This is a genomic window from Halomonas sp. S3-1-1, from assembly GCF_023757625.1.
Lineage (GTDB): Bacteria > Pseudomonadota > Gammaproteobacteria > Pseudomonadales > Halomonadaceae > Vreelandella.
The window spans coordinates 98,259-113,536 of sequence record NZ_JALGBZ010000001.1; the positions used below are offsets into that span (position 1 = coordinate 98,259).

The following is a 15,278-nucleotide window of genomic DNA, read 5'->3' on the forward strand; positions in this document are numbered from 1 at the left end:
GCGTCGCGCTCGAGCCTCGCCGCAACCCACCGCCGCTATCCGCTGATGGCGGCGGTGGCATAAAAGAAGTCGCAGGATCCAATAGCATCGCCAACTAACGGGAGTTTCACCGTGGCACGCAAGACTCCACTAAAGCGTTATCGCAATATCGGTATCGTCGCTCACGTTGACGCGGGTAAAACCACGACAACTGAGCGCGTACTGTTTTACACCGGCCTTTCCCACAAAGTGGGCGAAGTGCACGACGGTGCGGCGACCATGGACTGGATGGAGCAGGAGCAGGAGCGTGGTATCACTATCACCTCAGCTGCGACCACCTGTTTCTGGCAGGGCATGAACAAGCAGTTCGACGAGCACCGCATTAACATCATCGACACCCCCGGACACGTTGACTTCACCATCGAAGTCGAGCGTTCTCTGCGTGTTCTCGATGGTGCGGTCGTCGTTCTGTGTGGCTCCTCCGGTGTTCAGCCGCAGACCGAAACCGTATGGCGTCAGGCCAATAAGTACGAAGTTCCGCGCATGGTGTTCGTCAACAAGATGGACCGTACCGGCGCTGACTTCTTCATGGTCGTCGACCAGTTGAAAGATCGTCTGGGCGCCAACGCCGTGCCGATCCAGATCAACTGGGGCACCGAGGAAGACTTCAAGGGCGTTATCGACCTGCTGCAGATGAAAGCGATTCTGTGGGACGAGGCGAGCCTTGGCATGAACTACGACCTCGTGGACATTCCGGACGAGCTCAAGGAGACCGCCGAGAAGTACCGCGAAGAGATGGTCGAGTGTGCTGCGGAAGCGTCTGAAGAGCTGATGGATAAGTACCTCGAAGAGGGTGACTTGACCATCGAAGAGATCAAGGCCGGCCTTCGTGCGCGTACCCTCGCCAACGAAGTCGTCCTGGTCACCTGTGGCTCTGCGTTCAAGAACAAGGGCGTACAGGCGGTTCTCGACGGCGTTATCGAATACATGCCGTCTCCGACCGAAGTTAAAGCGATCGAAGGTGAGCTGGACGATAAAGACGGTACCATCGCCACTCGCGAAGCCGACGACAACCAGCCCTTCGCGGCGCTGGCGTTCAAGATCGCGACCGACCCCTTCGTCGGTACCCTGACCTTCATCCGCGTCTACTCGGGCGTTCTGAAGTCTGGCGATGGTGTGTACAACTCCGTCAAGGGCAAGAAAGAGCGTGTGGGTCGTATCGTTCAGATGCACTCCAACTCGCGTGAAGAGATCAAGGAAATCCTGGCTGGCGATATCGCCGCCTGTATCGGTCTGAAGGACGTCACCACCGGTGACACCCTGTGCGACATCGATAACAAGATTATCCTTGAGCGCATGGAGTTCCCGGATCCGGTTATCTCGGTCGCGGTCGAGCCGAAGTCGAAAGCCGACCAGGAAAAAATGGGCGTGGCACTGGGCAAACTGGCCCAGGAAGATCCCTCTTTCCAGGTGAAAACCGACGAAGAGACCGGCCAGACCATCATTTCCGGTATGGGTGAGCTTCACCTGGACATCATCGTTGACCGCATGCGTCGCGAGTTCAAGGTTGATGCCAATATCGGTAAGCCGCAGGTCGCCTACCGCGAAACCATTCGCGGCAGCGTCGAGCAGGAAGGCAAGTTCGTACGTCAGTCCGGTGGTCGTGGTCAGTTCGGTCACGTTTACCTGCGTATCGAGCCGCTGACCGCTGAAGAGAAGGGTGAAGGCGAAGACGAAATCTTCTTCAAGTTCAACTCTGAAATCGTGGGCGGCGTGGTTCCGAAGGAATACGTGCCGGCGGTAGAAAAGGGTGCTTACGAGCAGCTGAAAAACGGTGTCATCGCGGGTTACCCGATGATCGACGTTAAAGTAACGCTGTACGATGGTTCCTACCACGACGTGGACTCGAACGAGACCGCGTTCAAGATTGCTTCTTCCATGGCCGTGAAAGAAGGTGCCAGGAAGGCCAAGGCCGTGCTGCTGGAGCCGGTGATGAAGGTCGAGGTCGTGACTCCCGAAGACTTTATGGGTGACGTCATGGGCGACCTGAACCGTCGTCGCGGCTTGGTGCAGGGCATGGATGACTCCTCTGCAGGTAAGGTCATCCGTGCAACGGTGCCGCTGGGTGAGATGTTCGGTTATGCAACCGATCTACGCTCTCAGACCCAGGGCCGTGCGAGCTACTCCATGGAGTTCGCGAAGTACGATGAGGCGCCCTCCAGCGTCGTTGAAGCCGTCATCAACCAAAACGGTTAACCGTTAGCTAACGTAAAGAGGTTATAGCAGTGGCTAAGGAAAAATTCGAACGTTCCAAACCGCATATCAACGTCGGCACCATCGGTCACGTCGACCACGGTAAAACGACTCTGACCGCGGCCCTGACTCGCGTGTCTGCCGAAGTATTCGGTGGCGACTGGCGTGAATTCGATACCATCGATAACGCTCCGGAAGAGCGCGAGCGCGGTATCACCATCGCAACGTCTCACGTTGAGTACCAGTCTGAAGTGCGTCACTACGCACACGTTGACTGCCCGGGACACGCTGACTACGTCAAGAACATGATCACCGGTGCTGCGCAGATGGACGGCGCGATCCTGGTATGTTCTGCCGCTGACGGCCCGATGCCGCAAACCCGCGAGCACATCCTGCTGTCTCGTCAGGTTGGCGTTCCGTTCATCGTTGTCTTCCTGAACAAGGCAGACATGGTCGATGACGAAGAGCTCCTCGAGCTGGTCGAAATGGAAGTTCGTGAACTTCTGTCTCAGTACGACTTCCCGGGCGACGACACGCCGATCATCACTGGCTCCGCTCTGATGGCGCTGGAAGGCAAGGACGACAACGGCATGGGTACTACCGCCGTTGCCAACCTGATCAAGGCGCTGGATGACTACATCCCTGAGCCGGAGCGTGCGATCGACCAGCCGTTCCTGATGCCGATCGAAGACGTATTCTCTATCTCTGGCCGCGGTACTGTTGTTACCGGTCGTGTAGAGCGCGGTATCGTTAAAGCTGGCGAAGAAGTTGAAATCGTCGGTATGAAGGACACCACCAAGACCACCGTTACCGGTGTCGAAATGTTCCGTAAGCTGCTCGACGAAGGTCGTGCAGGTGAGAACGTTGGTGCCCTTCTGCGTGGTACCAAGCGTGATGACGTCGAGCGTGGTCAGGTTCTGGCCAAGCCGGGCACCATCAAGCCGCACACCGTCTTCGAAGCCGAAGTCTACGTTCTGTCCAAGGAAGAGGGTGGTCGTCACACGCCGTTCTTCAAGGGCTACCGTCCGCAGTTCTACTTCCGTACCACCGACGTAACCGGTACTTGTGAACTGCCGGAAGGCGTTGAAATGGTTATGCCGGGCGACAACATCCAAATGGTTGTTACCCTGATCGCGCCGATCGCCATGGAAGACGGCCTGCGCTTCGCGATTCGCGAAGGCGGCCGTACCGTTGGTGCTGGCGTTGTAGCCAAAATCGTTCAGTAAGTTAGTCGCTGAATGACGAAGGGGGCTCCAAGGAGCCCCCTTTTCTGCGCATCATGAGCAAATGTTTGACACGTGCTTTTGACGTGCATATAATGCGCATCCTTTGAATGCGTGGGTAGACGGCTCGCGCCGTCGACATCCATTGGAGTTTAGGGCAAATGCAGAACCAAAAGATTCGCATTCGGTTGAAAGCGTTCGACCATCGCCTGATCGATCAGTCCACAGCGGAAATCGTTGAAACCGCTAAGCGTACTGGTGCTCAGGTTCGTGGACCGATCCCGCTGCCGACCAACCGCGAGCGCTACACCATCCTGATTTCTCCGCACGTCAATAAGGACGCGCGCGATCAGTATGAGATTCGTACGCACAAGCGTGTGCTCGATATCGTCGAGCCGACCGAGAAAACCGTTGATGCGCTGATGAAGCTCGACCTCGCCGCTGGCGTAGACGTGCAAATCAAGCTCGACTAATCACACTAGACACTTGCGGCCCAGCGTTCATTAACGTTTTTTGATCAGCAGCCGCCGCGTCGTGAGACGCCACACAATGTGCTAGTGGAATGCTCTGGAAAGGGCAGCCATAGCGGGTGATAGCCCCGTACACTATAGGAGACTGAGTATGACTATCGGTTTAGTCGGTAAAAAGGCCGGGATGACCCGTGTCTTTACCGAAGACGGCTCGTCCGTTCCCGTAACCGTTATTGAAGTGGATCCTAACCGTGTCACGCGCGTTAAAACCGTCGAATCCGACGGCTACGCAGCGGTACAGGTCACCACAGGCTCTCGCAAAGCCAAGCACCTAACCAAAGCGCAAGCTGGACAGTTTGCCAAGGCGGGTGTTGAGGCTGGTCGTTCACTGATGGAATTCCGTCTTGCAGAAGGCGAAGAAGCTCCTGAAGTGGGTGGCGAACTCACCGTATCCCTCTTCGAAGCTGGTCAAATGATCGACGTGACCGGCACCTCCAAGGGTAAAGGCTTCCAGGGTGCTGTTAAGCGCTGGAACTTCCGTACCCAAGACAACAGCCATGGTAACTCCCTGTCGCACCGCGCGCCGGGTTCTATCGGCATGTGTCAGACCCCGGGTCGCGTATTCAAAGGCAAGAAAATGGCCGGTCAGATGGGCAACGTCCGCTGCACCGTGCAAAGCCTTGAAATCGTCCGTGTCGATGCCGAGCGTAACCTGCTGCTAATCAAGGGTGCTGTTCCGGGTGCAACCGGTAGCGACGTCATCGTTCGCAGCGCCGTGAAAGCTGGCTGAAGGGGATAATTACCAATGAATCTGAATCTTGCTGCAGGCACGGGTACCGTTGAAGTAGCCGACGCCACTTTTGGCAAAGAATTCAACGAAGCGCTCGTTCACCAGGTCGTCACCGCCTATTTGGCCGGTGCGCGCCAGGGTACTCGCGCTCAAAAGAACCGTTCTGAAGTTCGCGGTGGTGGTAAGAAGCCGTGGCGTCAGAAGGGCACTGGTCGCGCACGTGCCGGAACCATCCGCTCGCCGCTATGGCGCAGCGGCGGCGTAACCTTCGCGGCTCGCCCGCAGGATCACTCCCAGAAGGTTAACCGCAAGATGTACCGTGCGGCGATGCGCTCCATTCTGTCCGAGCTCGTTCGTCAGGAACGTCTGGTGGCGGTTGAAGAGTTCACCGTGGACGCGCCCAAGACCAAGCAGGTCGCTGCCAAGCTGAAAGAGCTCAACCTTGAGAAAGTGTTGATCGTCACCGAAGAGATCGACGAGACGCTCTATCTGGCCGCTCGCAACCTTCCCCACGTCAACGTGGTGGATGTCGCGGCAGCCGATCCGGTGAGCCTGGTGGCCTTCGATAAGGTCCTGATCACCGTCTCCGCCCTGCGTAAATTCGAGGAGAAGCTGGCATGAACCAGGAACGCGTATTCAAGGTTCTGCTTGGACCGCACGTGACCGAAAAGGCCGCGATGGCCGCCGAGCGCAACCAGTACGTCTTCAAGGTAGCGAGTGACGCTACCAAGCCCGAGATCAAGAAAGCCGTCGAAGCACTGTTCGGCAAGAAGGTCGGCAGCGTTCAGACACTGAACGTCAAGGGCAAGACCAAGCGTACTGCTCATGGCGTTGGCCTGCGTAAGGGTTACCGCAAAGCGTATGTGACCCTGGCTGCGGGTGAAACGCTCGAAGACTTCTCTGGCGCCGAATAAGGGCAGGAGTACGGATAATGGCAATCGTCAAGACCAAACCCACATCCGCCGGTCGTCGCCACGTCGTCAAGATCGTTGGTGAGGAACTGTACAAGGGCCGTGCTTACGCGCCGCTTTTGGAAAAACAGTCCAAGTCCGGTGGCCGTAACAACTACGGTCGCATCACCACCCGCCACGTGGGCGGTGGTCACCGTCAGCACTACCGTCTGATCGACTTCAAGCGCACCAAGGATGGCATTCCGGCCACCGTTGAGCGCCTCGAGCACGATCCGAACCGCAGCGCGCACATTGCGCTGCTGAAGTACGCCGATGGCGAACGTCGTTACATCATCGCACCGAAAGGTGTCAGCGCGGGTGACGTGCTGGAATCCGGTGTCAACGCCGCCATCAAGAAAGGCAATGCCTTGCCGCTGCGCAACATCCCGCTGGGTTCGACCGTTCACGCGATCGAGCTGAAGCCGGGTAAAGGCGCGCAGATTGCTCGCAGTGCCGGTACTAGCGCACAGCTGGTTGCGCGTGAAGGCAACTACGCCACCTTGCGTCTTCGCTCTGGCGAAATGCGCAAGATCCTGGCCGAGTGCCGCGCGACTCTGGGCGAAGTGAGCAACTCCGAGCACAGCCTGCGTCAACTTGGCAAGGCCGGTGCGAAGCGCTGGAGAGGCGTGCGCCCGACTGTTCGCGGTGTCGCGATGAACCCGGTGGATCACCCGCACGGTGGTGGTGAAGGCCGCACCAGCGGTGGCCGTCATCCGGTATCCCCGTGGGGTATGCCGACCAAGGGTCATAAGACGCGTAAGAACAAGCGCACCGACAAGCTGATCATCCGTCGTCGTAACAAGACGCGTTGATCGAAATTGCCAAGACATTAAGAGGTAACGGCTGTGCCACGTTCACTAAAGAAAGGTCCCTTCATTGACCTTCATCTTTTGAAGAAGGTTGAGGCTGCAGTGGAAAAGAACGACCGCAAACCGATCAAGACCTGGTCGCGTCGTTCGATGATTCTGCCCAACATGGTAGGTCTCACCATCGCAGTCCATAACGGACGCCAGCATGTCCCGGTGCACGTCTCCGAGGAAATGGTGGGTCATAAACTGGGCGAATTCGCTGCCACTCGCACGTATCGCGGGCATGTGGCGGACAAGAAAGCCAAACGGTAAGCCAGAGAGGATTGAGAGATGGAAGTCACAGCTAAGCTGCGTGGCGCTCGTTTATCCGCCCAGAAGGCCCGTTTGGTGGCTGACCAGGTGCGCGGTAAACCGGTCGCCGAAGCTATTGACCTGCTGACCTTCTCACCGAAGAAGGCTGCCAAACTGGTCAAGAAAACGCTTCAGTCCGCCATCGCGAATGCGGAAGAAAATAACGGCATGGACATCGACGAGCTGCGTGTCTCGACCATCTGCGTCGATGAGGGCATGACGCTCAAGCGTATCAAGCCGCGCGCCAAAGGCCGCGCAGATCGTATCTTGAAGCGCACCTGCCACATCACCGTCAAGGTAGCCGAGAAGTAGGAGTCGACCAGATGGGTCAGAAAGTCAATCCAATAGGCATTCGACTGGGCATTGTCAAAGACCATGCTTCTGTCTGGTATGCCGAGCGCGGCGCTTACGCCGATAAGCTCAACAACGATCTCGCAGTGCGCAGCTTCCTGGAAGAGCGCCTGAAAAACGCCTCCGTGAGCCATATTCACATCGAGCGCCCTGCGAACAATGCCCGCATTACCATTCACACTGCCCGTCCGGGTATCGTGATTGGCAAGAAAGGTGAAGACGTCGACCGCCTGCGTCGCGACCTCACCGAGATGATGGGCGTTCCGGTTCACGTGAACATCGAAGAAGTTCGCAAGCCGGAACTCGACGCCAAGCTCGTCGCCGCGAACGTTGCGGGTCAGCTGGAGCGTCGCGTGATGTTCCGTCGTGCGATGAAGCGCGCGGTACAAAACGCAATGCGTTTGGGCGCTGGCGGTATCAAGATCCAGCTGTCCGGTCGTCTGGGTGGCGCCGAAATCGCCCGTACCGAATGGTACCGTGAAGGTCGCGTTCCGCTGCATACCCTGCGTGCGGACATTGACTACGCCACCTTCGAAGCTCACACCACCTACGGCGTCATCGGCGTCAAAGTGTGGATCTTCAAGGGCGAAATCCTCGGCGGTATCGAGGAAGTACGTGCCAAGGCTAAGCAGCAACAGCCTTCCGGCAACGCGCCCAAGAAGAAAGGTTCCAGGTAAGGGGAGAGCGAGTCGATGTTACAGCCCAAGCGTATGAAATTCCGCAAGATGCAGAAAGGCCGCAACCGTGGTCTGGCGCATCGCGGAAGCAAGATCAGCTTCGGGGAGTACGGCCTGAAAGCTACCGGTCGCGGCCGCATCACGGCCCGTCAGATCGAAGCTGGCCGTCGTGCGATCACACGTCACGTCAAGCGTGGCGGTAAGATCTGGATCCGCGTATTCCCGGACAAGCCGATCTCCAAGAAACCACTCGAAGTTCGTATGGGTAAAGGTAAGGGTTCCGTTGAGTACTGGGTAGCCCAGATCCAGCCGGGTCGGGTCCTGTATGAAATTGAAGGCGTATCTGAAGAGCTGGCCCGTGAAGCGTTTGACCTGGCCGCACAGAAGATGCCCTTGTCCACCACCTTTGCAAAACGGACGGTGATGTGATGAAAGCCCAAGAAATTCGTGAAAAGTCCGCAGGAGAGCTCCAAGAGCAGCTCCTCGAGCTCCTCCGCGAGCAGTTTAACCTGCGCATGCAGAAGGCCTCCGGCCAACTGAGCCAGACTCATCTGCTCAAGCAGGTCCGTCGGGATATCGCCCGCGTGAAGACTTTGCTCAACGAGAAGGCAGGTGATTGAGATGGCCGAAGAGAAAAAAGCCCGTACGCTCACCGGTAAGGTGGTGAGCGACAAGATGGAGAAATCCATCGTCGTCATGATCGAGCGTCGTGAGCGTCACCCGATCTACGGAAAATACGTTAAGCGCTCCACCAAGCTGCACGCCCATGATGAGGCGAACCAGGCGAAGGCAGGCGACACGGTTTCCATTCAGGAGTGCCGTCCGCTTTCCAAGAAGAAAGCCTGGACGCTGGTCGAGGTGGTCGAGCAGGCCAAGGGTTAATTCCCTCGGTCTTCCAACCAGTGCAGTCAGATTAGGTTTGGAGAAAACCGATGATTCAGACTCAGACAATGCTGGATGTCGCCGACAACAGCGGAGCGCGCCGGGTGCAGTGCATCAAGGTGCTAGGCGGTTCACACCGTCGCTACGCTCGCGTAGGTGATGTCATCAAGGTAACGGTGAAAGAAGCCATTCCGCGGGGCAAGGTCAAAAAAGGCCAGGTCCTGAAAGCGGTGGTCGTTCGCACCCGTAGCGGTGTCCGTCGTAACGACGGGTCGCTTATTCGTTTCGATGGAAATGCGGCGGTTTTGTTGAACAACACCAACGAACAGCCGATCGGCACCCGTATTTTCGGTCCGGTCACTCGTGAGCTGCGTAATGAGCGGTTCATGAAGATCATTTCCTTAGCGCCTGAAGTGCTGTAAGGAGCGAGGCGAATATGCAAAAGATCAAACGTGACGATGAAGTCATCGTCATCGCCGGGAAGGATAAAGGCAAGCGCGGCACTGTTAAGCGGGTAATGGAAAACCGCTTCGTGGTGTCCGGTGTGAACATGATTAAGCGTCACACCAAAGCCAATCCCATGGCGGGAAATCAGGGCGGTATCGTCGAGCGTGAGGCTCCGATTCACGCGTCCAACGTAGCCATCTTCAATTCGGAGACCGGTAAGGCGGATCGCGTCGGCTTCCAGGTGAAGGAAGACGGTACCAAGGTACGTATCTACAAGTCGACGCAGACGCAGATCGACGCCTAACGCGAGTCGGGTAGCACAATGGCGAACTTGAAAGAACGTTATCAAAACGAGGTGGTGGCTCAACTCAAAGAGCAGTTTAGCTACGCCAACGTAATGCAGGTACCCCGGATCACGAAAGTGACTCTGAACATGGGTATCGGCGAAGCGGTCAGCGATAAAAAGCTGATCGACAATGCCGTCGGCGATCTGGAGAAGCTTTCCGGTCAAAAGCCGCTGGTGACCAAGGCACGTAAGTCCATCGCGGGCTTCAAGGTGCGCGAAGGCTGGCCAATCGGTATCAAGGTAACGCTGCGCGCTGAGCGCATGTGGGACTTTTTGGACCGTCTGGTGAACATCGCGATTCCTCGCGTGCGTGACTTCCGTGGTCTCAACCCGAAGTCCTTCGACGGTCGTGGCAACTACTCCATGGGTGTGCGTGAGCAGATCATCTTCCCGGAGATCGAGTATGATAAAATCGATCGTATCCGCGGGTTGGACGTCACCATCACCACTACCGCCAACACCGACGAGGAAGGTCGTGCGCTGCTAGCTGCACTGAACTTCCCGTTCAAGAAATAAGGGTTGGATCATGGCTAAGAAAAGCATGGTAGAGCGTGAACAAAAGCGTGCAGAGCTGGTCGAGAAGTACGCGGCCAAGCGCGCTGAGCTCAAGAAGATCATCTCGGACGTGAACACGACCGATGAAGACCGCTTCGAGGCGACGCTGAAACTGCAGCAACTGCCGCGTGACTCGAGCCCGGTGCGTCGGACAAACCGCTGCCGCATCACTGGCCGTCCGCACGGTTTTTACAACAAGTTCGGCCTTGGCCGTAACAAGCTGCGTGAAGCCGCCATGCGTGGCGACGTCCCTGGACTCAAAAAGTCCAGCTGGTAACGCCACGTAGATTCATCAGGAGCGCACATTAAATGAGCATGCAAGATACTCTGGCGGATATGTTTACCCGTATCCGTAATGCGCAGATGGCCACCAAGGAGACGGCAGTCATGCCGTCTTCCAAGTTGAAAGTGGAAGTGGCCCGCGTGCTAAAAGAAGAAGGCTACATCGCCGACTTCACGGTTGCTGAAGGCGTCAAGCCCGAGCTCACCGTTACCCTGAAATACTTCGAGGGTAAGCCGGTCATCGAGCACATTCAGCGGGTTTCCAAGCCGTCTCTGCGTCAATACAAGGGTAAGAGCAATCTGCCCAAGGTCGCCGATGGTCTGGGTATCGCGATTGTCACCACCTCTAATGGTGTCATGACCGATCGTGCCGCGCGCCAGGCTGGCGTCGGTGGCGAAGTCATCTGCACCGTATTCTAGGAGGCTGGAATGTCCCGCATAGCGAAATATCCGGTTAAAGTGCCTGCCGGCGTTGACGTTAAAATCAACGACGATCAGCTGACCGCCAAAGGTGGTTTGGGCACGCTGTCCATGCCGATTCACCAGGACGTGGTGGTCGGTCAGGAAGACGGCCAGCTGACCTTCGCCCCGAGCGAATCTGCCAAGAGCTGGGCAATGGCCGGTACTACCCGCGCCTTGGTTCAGAACCTGGTCACGGGCGTATCCGAGGGTTTTACACGAACTCTCGAAATTGTTGGCGTCGGTTATCGCGCGCAAGCGAAAGGCCAGACGCTCAATCTTTCACTGGGCTTCTCGCACCCGGTCGACTACGAACTGCCTGAAGGTGTTACAGCGGAAACGCCGAAAAACACCACTATCGTGCTGAAAAGCGCGGACAAGCAGAAGCTCGGTCAGTGCGCCGCGGAAATCCGCGCCTTCCGTCCGCCCGAGCCGTACAAAGGCAAGGGTGTTCGTTATGGCGACGAGCAGGTCCGCCGTAAAGAAGCCAAGAAGAAGTAAGGCAGGGTTATGAACGCGAAGAAAGAATCTCGTCTCCGTCGTGCCCGCCGCGCTCGCGCCAAGATCCGCGAGCTGGGCGTGTATCGCCTGTGCGTCAACCGTACCCCGCGTCACATCTATGCGCAGATTATCTCGCCGGATGGTGGCAAAGTGTTGGCCAGCGCTTCCACGCTGGACAAGGCTCTGCGCGAGGGTGCGACCGGTAACTCGGACGCCGCCTCCAAGGTGGGCGCTCTGATCGCCGAACGCGCTAAAGAAGCAGGCATCACCCAGGTGGCCTTCGATCGTGCTGGCTTTAAATATCACGGTCGCGTCAAGGCTCTGGCCGACGCCGCTCGTGAAGGCGGCCTGGAATTCTAAAGGGTTTTTACGATGGCGAAGAACGAACAGCAAAGCGGTGATCTGCAAGAGAAATTGGTGCAGGTCAACCGCGTCGCCAAGGTGGTCAAGGGTGGTCGTATTTTCGGCTTCACCGCGCTGACCGTCGTTGGTGATGGTAAAGGTCGTGTCGGTTTCGGTCGTGGCAAGGCGCGTGAAGTGCCGGTCGCGATTCAGAAGGCGATGGATCAGGCGCGTCGCAACATGGTCAAGGTCAACCTGGCAGGCCAAACGCTGCAGTACCCGGTCAAGGCCCGTCACGGTGCCTCCAAGGTGTACATGCAGCCGGCTTCCGAAGGTACCGGCATCATCGCCGGTGGCGCCATGCGCTCCGTACTGGAGCTTGCCGGTGTCCACGACGTACTGGCCAAGTGCTACGGTTCCACCAACCCGGTAAACGTGGTGCGTGCGACCGTTAACGGTCTCGCCTCCATGCAATCACCGGACGACGTGGCCGCCAAGCGCGGTCTGTCTGTCGAAGCGATTACGGGGTAAGACACCATGGCAGCTTTGATCAAGGTTACCCAGGTCCGCAGCACCATCGGCGTTTTGCCCAAGCATAAGGCGACCATGAAAGGTCTGGGCCTGCGTCGCATCGGTCATACGGTTGAACTGGAAGACACCCCGGCCGTACGCGGCATGATCCACAAGGTGACCTACCTTGTGCGCGTTGAGGGAGAGTAATCCATGAAACTTAATACCTTAAGCCCGGCTCCGGGCTCAAAACACGCTGAAAAGCGCGTGGGTCGTGGTATCGGTTCCGGTCTGGGTAAGACCGGTGGCCGTGGCCACAAAGGTCAGAAATCGCGCAGTGGCGGCAGCGTCAAGCCCGGTTTCGAAGGCGGTCAGATGCCGCTGCAGCGCCGTCTGCCGAAGTTCGGCTTCACGTCGGCGAAGTCGCTGGTCTCTGAAGAAGTACGCCTGGCCGAGCTTGCCAAGGTCGCGGGTGACGAAGTCACTCTCGAGACTTTGAAGCAGGCCAACGTGCTGAAGGACTCGACGCAGTTTGCGAAGATCATCCTTTCCGGCGATTTGAACAAGGCGGTTACCGTTCGCGGTCTCAAGGTCACCAAGGGTGCCCGTGACGCGATCGCAGCCGCTGGCGGCAAGGTAGAGGACTAAATGGCCAAGTCAGGAAACATGCCGGCGACGGGCAGCGGTCTGAGTGAACTGTGGGCGCGTTTGCGCTTCGTGCTCCTCGCCATCGTGGTGTACCGTATCGGTGCCCATATCCCCGTTCCCGGTATCAATCCTGACCAGCTTGCTGCCTTGTTTAGGGAGCAGCAGGGCACCATCCTGGGCATGTTCAACATGTTCTCGGGTGGTGCGCTGGAGCGCATGAGTGTTCTCGCCTTGGGCATCATGCCCTACATCTCGGCGTCGATCATCATGCAGCTCATGACCGCGGTCTCCCCTCAGCTTGAGCAGCTCAAGAAAGAGGGCGAGTCCGGCCGCCGAAAGATCAGTCAGTACACCCGCTACGGCACGGTGATACTGGCGTTTGTCCAGGCCACCGGTATGTCCGTGGGCCTGGCTAGCCAAGGCATCGCTTACAGCGCTGACTTTAGCTTCTACTTCACCGCCGTGGTGACCTTCGTCTCCGGTGCGGTGTTTATGATGTGGCTAGGTGAGCAGATCACCGAGAAGGGGATCGGCAACGGTATTTCGCTGCTGATCTTCGCCGGGATCGTCGCCGGGCTACCCAGCGCCGTGGGTCAGGCTTTCGAGCTTGCCCGCAACGAAGGGGCCTGGAATGTTCTTCCGCTGTTAGCGCTGTCAGTGCTAGGGATCGCCACCGTGGCGTTCGTGGTGTTCATTGAGCGCGGTCAACGCCGCCTCAAGGTGAACTACCCGCGGCGTCAGGTTGGTAACAAGATGTATGCGGGTCAAAGCAGCTATCTGCCCCTGAAGGTGAACATGGCCGGGGTCATCCCGGCGATCTTCGCCTCCAGTATCCTCCTCTTTCCGGCGTCGATCGGTCAGTGGGTGGGTGCTGGAGAAGGGATGGAGTGGCTGCAGCGAGCCTCGCAGGCGCTCGGCCCCGGCCAGCCGCTCTACATCTTGCTTTTTGCGGCGGCAGTGGTATTCTTCTGCTTCTTTTACACAGCGCTGGTCTTCAACCCCAAGGATGTGGCTGACAATCTGAAAAAGTCAGGCGCGTTTTTGCCGGGTATTCGCCCCGGCGAGCAGACCGCTCGCTATATCGACAAGGTGATGACACGTCTCACGTTGTTCGGTGCCCTGTATATCACTGCAGTTTCCCTGATGCCCCAGTTCCTGATCGTTGCATGGAACGTTCCGTTCTTCTTTGGCGGTACGTCTCTTCTGATCGTGGTAGTGGTCATCATGGACTTCATGGCCCAGGTGCAGTCGCATCTCATGTCGCATCAATATGACTCGGTGATGAAGAAGTCCAACCTGAAAGGCTACGGTAGCGGCGGTATAGCGCGTTAAGCGCTGCCTCCCAAATGTCTGGCCAACACGTGTGTGGGCCAGGCGCCGGGCGTGCCGCGAGCCGTTTTTGGAGAAAGAACGATGAAAGTTCGAGCTTCCGTAAAGAAGATGTGCCGTAACTGCAAAATCATTCGTCGCAATGGCGCCGTGCGCGTTATTTGCACCGAACCGCGGCACAAGCAGCGTCAGGGCTAATACCCCCGCGCTGTATTAAAGCGGGCGCCGGCATACCCCTTGCCTTCGGGCAATGAAAGGGGTATGCTGTTGCGCCTTTTAAAGATGAACAAACGAGCAAGCCGCTCAAATTTCGGAGTAAGCTGATGGCCCGTATTGCAGGCGTCAATATCCCGGACAACAAGCATGCGGCGATCTCGCTGACCTATATCTTCGGGATTGGCCGTACCCGCGCCGCTCACATCTGTGACGCTGCCGGCATCGCCCATAATGCCAAGATCCAGGACCTGTCTGCTGAAGAAGTCGACACCCTGCGTTCTGAAGTTGGCAAATACACCGTAGAAGGCGACCTTCGTCGTGATGTCACGCTTAACATTAAGCGTCTCATGGACTTGGGTTGCTACCGTGGTCTGCGTCATCGTCGTAGTCTTCCGCTGCGTGGTCAGCGGACCAAGACTAATGCGCGTACCCGTAAGGGCCCGCGTAAGCCGATCCGCAAATAACACGCAGGCTCTCTTATAGATAGAGAGTCAGCGTTAAGACAGGAATAGACATCAACATGGCTAACCCGCGTAGTAACCGTAAAAAGGTTAAAAAGCAGGTAGTGGATGCGGTTGCGCATATCCACGCTTCTTTTAACAACACGATCGTGACGATCACAGACCGCCAGGGCAATGCTCTTTCCTGGGCAACTGCCGGTGGTTCGGGTTTTCGTGGTTCTCGCAAGAGCACCCCGTTCGCTGCTCAAGTGGCAAGTGAACGTGCAGCAACTGCTGCAGCCGAGTATGGTGTGAAAAACGTAGACGTGCTGGTCAAGGGCCCCGGTCCCGGCCGTGAATCCGCCGTGCGTGCACTCAACGCCGCCGGCTTCCGCGTGCAAAGCATCGTAGACGCGACGCCCATTCCCCATAATGGCTGCCGTCCGCCTAAGAAACGCCGCGTTTAAG

27 protein-coding genes are annotated in these 15,278 nt (G+C 57.5%); all 27 read left to right on the plus strand.

Going from position 1 to position 15,278, the window contains the following annotated elements; translation table 11 throughout:
* Positions 1-111: 111 nt before the first annotated feature.
* Complete coding sequence (gene fusA / locus MQW23_RS00490) at positions 112-2,235, plus strand: elongation factor G (protein WP_252105858.1); 2,124 nt, start codon at positions 112-114, stop codon at positions 2,233-2,235.
* A 29-nt stretch (positions 2,236-2,264) separates the two neighbouring features.
* Positions 2,265-3,458 (plus strand): elongation factor Tu, encoded by a 1,194-nt coding sequence (gene tuf / locus MQW23_RS00495; RefSeq protein WP_252105859.1) that lies wholly within the window; start codon positions 2,265-2,267, stop codon positions 3,456-3,458.
* 158 nt (positions 3,459-3,616) lie between these two features.
* A complete protein-coding gene (gene rpsJ / locus MQW23_RS00500; protein WP_009098983.1) occupies positions 3,617-3,928 on the plus strand; it encodes a 30S ribosomal protein S10 in 312 nt (103 codons plus the stop codon).
* Positions 3,929-4,076: 148 nt separating this feature from the next.
* Positions 4,077-4,715: a 50S ribosomal protein L3 gene (gene rplC, locus MQW23_RS00505; RefSeq protein WP_252105860.1), complete on the plus strand. Its 639-nt coding sequence runs from the start codon at positions 4,077-4,079 to the stop codon at positions 4,713-4,715.
* 15 nt (positions 4,716-4,730) lie between these two features.
* Positions 4,731-5,336, plus strand: coding sequence for a 50S ribosomal protein L4 (gene rplD / locus MQW23_RS00510; RefSeq protein ID WP_252105861.1), 606 nt, complete (start codon positions 4,731-4,733; stop codon positions 5,334-5,336).
* A complete protein-coding gene (gene rplW, locus MQW23_RS00515; RefSeq protein WP_252105862.1) occupies positions 5,333-5,629 on the plus strand; it encodes a 50S ribosomal protein L23 in 297 nt (98 codons plus the stop codon). The genes rplD and rplW overlap by 4 nt, the downstream gene beginning before the upstream one ends.
* A 17-nt stretch (positions 5,630-5,646) precedes the next feature.
* On the plus strand, positions 5,647-6,477 hold the full coding sequence (gene rplB, locus MQW23_RS00520; RefSeq protein ID WP_252105863.1) for a 50S ribosomal protein L2: 831 nt from the start codon (positions 5,647-5,649) through the stop codon (positions 6,475-6,477).
* A 33-nt stretch (positions 6,478-6,510) separates the two neighbouring features.
* Complete coding sequence (gene rpsS, locus MQW23_RS00525) at positions 6,511-6,786, plus strand: 30S ribosomal protein S19 (protein WP_027337511.1); 276 nt, start codon at positions 6,511-6,513, stop codon at positions 6,784-6,786.
* Between the two features lie 18 nt (positions 6,787-6,804).
* Positions 6,805-7,137: a 50S ribosomal protein L22 gene (gene rplV / locus MQW23_RS00530; protein WP_252105864.1), complete on the plus strand. Its 333-nt coding sequence runs from the start codon at positions 6,805-6,807 to the stop codon at positions 7,135-7,137.
* 11 nt (positions 7,138-7,148) lie between these two features.
* Positions 7,149-7,853, plus strand: a complete 705-nt coding sequence (gene rpsC / locus MQW23_RS00535; protein WP_252105865.1) for a 30S ribosomal protein S3 — start codon at positions 7,149-7,151, stop codon at positions 7,851-7,853.
* A gap of 15 nt (positions 7,854-7,868) precedes the next feature.
* Entirely contained in the window at positions 7,869-8,282 is a 414-nt protein-coding gene (gene rplP / locus MQW23_RS00540) for a 50S ribosomal protein L16 (protein ID WP_252105866.1), read from the plus strand.
* A complete protein-coding gene (rpmC, locus tag MQW23_RS00545; protein ID WP_252105867.1) occupies positions 8,282-8,473 on the plus strand; it encodes a 50S ribosomal protein L29 in 192 nt (63 codons plus the stop codon). Before rplP ends, rpmC begins: the two co-directional genes overlap by 1 nt.
* 1 nt (position 8,474) lies before the next feature.
* Positions 8,475-8,735: a 30S ribosomal protein S17 gene (gene rpsQ, locus MQW23_RS00550; protein ID WP_027337515.1), complete on the plus strand. Its 261-nt coding sequence runs from the start codon at positions 8,475-8,477 to the stop codon at positions 8,733-8,735.
* 50 nt (positions 8,736-8,785) lie between these two features.
* Positions 8,786-9,157 (plus strand): 50S ribosomal protein L14, encoded by a 372-nt coding sequence (gene rplN / locus MQW23_RS00555; protein ID WP_252105868.1) that lies wholly within the window; start codon positions 8,786-8,788, stop codon positions 9,155-9,157.
* Positions 9,158-9,171: 14 nt separating this feature from the next.
* The gene (gene rplX / locus MQW23_RS00560) at positions 9,172-9,486 is read left to right on the plus strand and encodes a 50S ribosomal protein L24 (RefSeq protein WP_252105869.1); all 315 of its coding nucleotides are present in this window, start codon (positions 9,172-9,174) and stop codon (positions 9,484-9,486) included.
* Positions 9,487-9,504: 18 nt separating this feature from the next.
* On the plus strand, positions 9,505-10,044 hold the full coding sequence (rplE, locus tag MQW23_RS00565; RefSeq protein WP_252105870.1) for a 50S ribosomal protein L5: 540 nt from the start codon (positions 9,505-9,507) through the stop codon (positions 10,042-10,044).
* A 10-nt stretch (positions 10,045-10,054) separates the two neighbouring features.
* Entirely contained in the window at positions 10,055-10,360 is a 306-nt protein-coding gene (gene rpsN, locus MQW23_RS00570; RefSeq protein ID WP_252105871.1) for a 30S ribosomal protein S14, read from the plus strand.
* Between the two features lie 32 nt (positions 10,361-10,392).
* Positions 10,393-10,785: a 30S ribosomal protein S8 gene (gene rpsH / locus MQW23_RS00575; protein WP_252105872.1), complete on the plus strand. Its 393-nt coding sequence runs from the start codon at positions 10,393-10,395 to the stop codon at positions 10,783-10,785.
* Positions 10,786-10,794: 9 nt separating this feature from the next.
* The gene (gene rplF, locus MQW23_RS00580; RefSeq protein WP_252105873.1) at positions 10,795-11,325 is read left to right on the plus strand and encodes a 50S ribosomal protein L6; all 531 of its coding nucleotides are present in this window, start codon (positions 10,795-10,797) and stop codon (positions 11,323-11,325) included.
* 9 nt (positions 11,326-11,334) lie between these two features.
* Complete coding sequence (gene rplR, locus MQW23_RS00585; RefSeq protein ID WP_008959159.1) at positions 11,335-11,685, plus strand: 50S ribosomal protein L18; 351 nt, start codon at positions 11,335-11,337, stop codon at positions 11,683-11,685.
* 12 nt (positions 11,686-11,697) lie between these two features.
* Positions 11,698-12,198, plus strand: coding sequence for a 30S ribosomal protein S5 (gene rpsE / locus MQW23_RS00590; RefSeq protein WP_252105874.1), 501 nt, complete (start codon positions 11,698-11,700; stop codon positions 12,196-12,198).
* 6 nt (positions 12,199-12,204) lie between these two features.
* Positions 12,205-12,387, plus strand: a complete 183-nt coding sequence (rpmD, locus tag MQW23_RS00595) for a 50S ribosomal protein L30 (protein ID WP_252105875.1) — start codon at positions 12,205-12,207, stop codon at positions 12,385-12,387.
* Positions 12,388-12,390: 3 nt separating this feature from the next.
* Positions 12,391-12,825: a 50S ribosomal protein L15 gene (rplO, locus tag MQW23_RS00600; protein WP_252105876.1), complete on the plus strand. Its 435-nt coding sequence runs from the start codon at positions 12,391-12,393 to the stop codon at positions 12,823-12,825.
* The gene (gene secY, locus MQW23_RS00605; RefSeq protein WP_252105877.1) at positions 12,826-14,157 is read left to right on the plus strand and encodes a preprotein translocase subunit SecY; all 1,332 of its coding nucleotides are present in this window, start codon (positions 12,826-12,828) and stop codon (positions 14,155-14,157) included.
* 81 nt (positions 14,158-14,238) lie between these two features.
* Positions 14,239-14,352: a 50S ribosomal protein L36 gene (gene rpmJ / locus MQW23_RS00610; RefSeq protein WP_031384759.1), complete on the plus strand. Its 114-nt coding sequence runs from the start codon at positions 14,239-14,241 to the stop codon at positions 14,350-14,352.
* A 125-nt stretch (positions 14,353-14,477) separates the two neighbouring features.
* Positions 14,478-14,834: a 30S ribosomal protein S13 gene (rpsM, locus tag MQW23_RS00615; protein ID WP_252105878.1), complete on the plus strand. Its 357-nt coding sequence runs from the start codon at positions 14,478-14,480 to the stop codon at positions 14,832-14,834.
* 56 nt (positions 14,835-14,890) lie between these two features.
* Positions 14,891-15,277 (plus strand): 30S ribosomal protein S11, encoded by a 387-nt coding sequence (gene rpsK, locus MQW23_RS00620; protein WP_009099028.1) that lies wholly within the window; start codon positions 14,891-14,893, stop codon positions 15,275-15,277.
* Position 15,278: the final 1 nt, after the last annotated feature.

Bases quoted from the DNA above. Each gene is read 5' to 3' on its own strand.
- rpsJ (WP_009098983.1), top strand. From the start codon at position 3,617: ATGCAGAACCAAAAGATTCGCATTCGGTTGAAAGCGTTCGACCATCGC.
- rplC (WP_252105860.1), top strand. From the start codon at position 4,077: ATGACTATCGGTTTAGTCGGTAAAAAGGCCGGGATGACCCGTGTCTTT.
- rplD (WP_252105861.1), top strand. From the start codon at position 4,731: ATGAATCTGAATCTTGCTGCAGGCACGGGTACCGTTGAAGTAGCCGAC.
- rplW (WP_252105862.1), top strand. From the start codon at position 5,333: ATGAACCAGGAACGCGTATTCAAGGTTCTGCTTGGACCGCACGTGACC.
- rplB (WP_252105863.1), top strand. From the start codon at position 5,647: ATGGCAATCGTCAAGACCAAACCCACATCCGCCGGTCGTCGCCACGTC.
- rplV (WP_252105864.1), top strand. From the start codon at position 6,805: ATGGAAGTCACAGCTAAGCTGCGTGGCGCTCGTTTATCCGCCCAGAAG.
- rpsC (WP_252105865.1), top strand. From the start codon at position 7,149: ATGGGTCAGAAAGTCAATCCAATAGGCATTCGACTGGGCATTGTCAAA.
- rplP (WP_252105866.1), top strand. From the start codon at position 7,869: ATGTTACAGCCCAAGCGTATGAAATTCCGCAAGATGCAGAAAGGCCGC.
- rpmC (WP_252105867.1), top strand. From the start codon at position 8,282: ATGAAAGCCCAAGAAATTCGTGAAAAGTCCGCAGGAGAGCTCCAAGAG.
- rpsQ (WP_027337515.1), top strand. From the start codon at position 8,475: ATGGCCGAAGAGAAAAAAGCCCGTACGCTCACCGGTAAGGTGGTGAGC.
- rplN (WP_252105868.1), top strand. From the start codon at position 8,786: ATGATTCAGACTCAGACAATGCTGGATGTCGCCGACAACAGCGGAGCG.
- rplX (WP_252105869.1), top strand. From the start codon at position 9,172: ATGCAAAAGATCAAACGTGACGATGAAGTCATCGTCATCGCCGGGAAG.
- rplE (WP_252105870.1), top strand. From the start codon at position 9,505: ATGGCGAACTTGAAAGAACGTTATCAAAACGAGGTGGTGGCTCAACTC.
- rpsN (WP_252105871.1), top strand. From the start codon at position 10,055: ATGGCTAAGAAAAGCATGGTAGAGCGTGAACAAAAGCGTGCAGAGCTG.
- rpsH (WP_252105872.1), top strand. From the start codon at position 10,393: ATGAGCATGCAAGATACTCTGGCGGATATGTTTACCCGTATCCGTAAT.
- rplF (WP_252105873.1), top strand. From the start codon at position 10,795: ATGTCCCGCATAGCGAAATATCCGGTTAAAGTGCCTGCCGGCGTTGAC.
- rplR (WP_008959159.1), top strand. From the start codon at position 11,335: ATGAACGCGAAGAAAGAATCTCGTCTCCGTCGTGCCCGCCGCGCTCGC.
- rpsE (WP_252105874.1), top strand. From the start codon at position 11,698: ATGGCGAAGAACGAACAGCAAAGCGGTGATCTGCAAGAGAAATTGGTG.
- rpmD (WP_252105875.1), top strand. From the start codon at position 12,205: ATGGCAGCTTTGATCAAGGTTACCCAGGTCCGCAGCACCATCGGCGTT.
- rplO (WP_252105876.1), top strand. From the start codon at position 12,391: ATGAAACTTAATACCTTAAGCCCGGCTCCGGGCTCAAAACACGCTGAA.
- secY (WP_252105877.1), top strand. From the start codon at position 12,826: ATGGCCAAGTCAGGAAACATGCCGGCGACGGGCAGCGGTCTGAGTGAA.
- rpmJ (WP_031384759.1), top strand. From the start codon at position 14,239: ATGAAAGTTCGAGCTTCCGTAAAGAAGATGTGCCGTAACTGCAAAATC.
- rpsM (WP_252105878.1), top strand. From the start codon at position 14,478: ATGGCCCGTATTGCAGGCGTCAATATCCCGGACAACAAGCATGCGGCG.
- rpsK (WP_009099028.1), top strand. From the start codon at position 14,891: ATGGCTAACCCGCGTAGTAACCGTAAAAAGGTTAAAAAGCAGGTAGTG.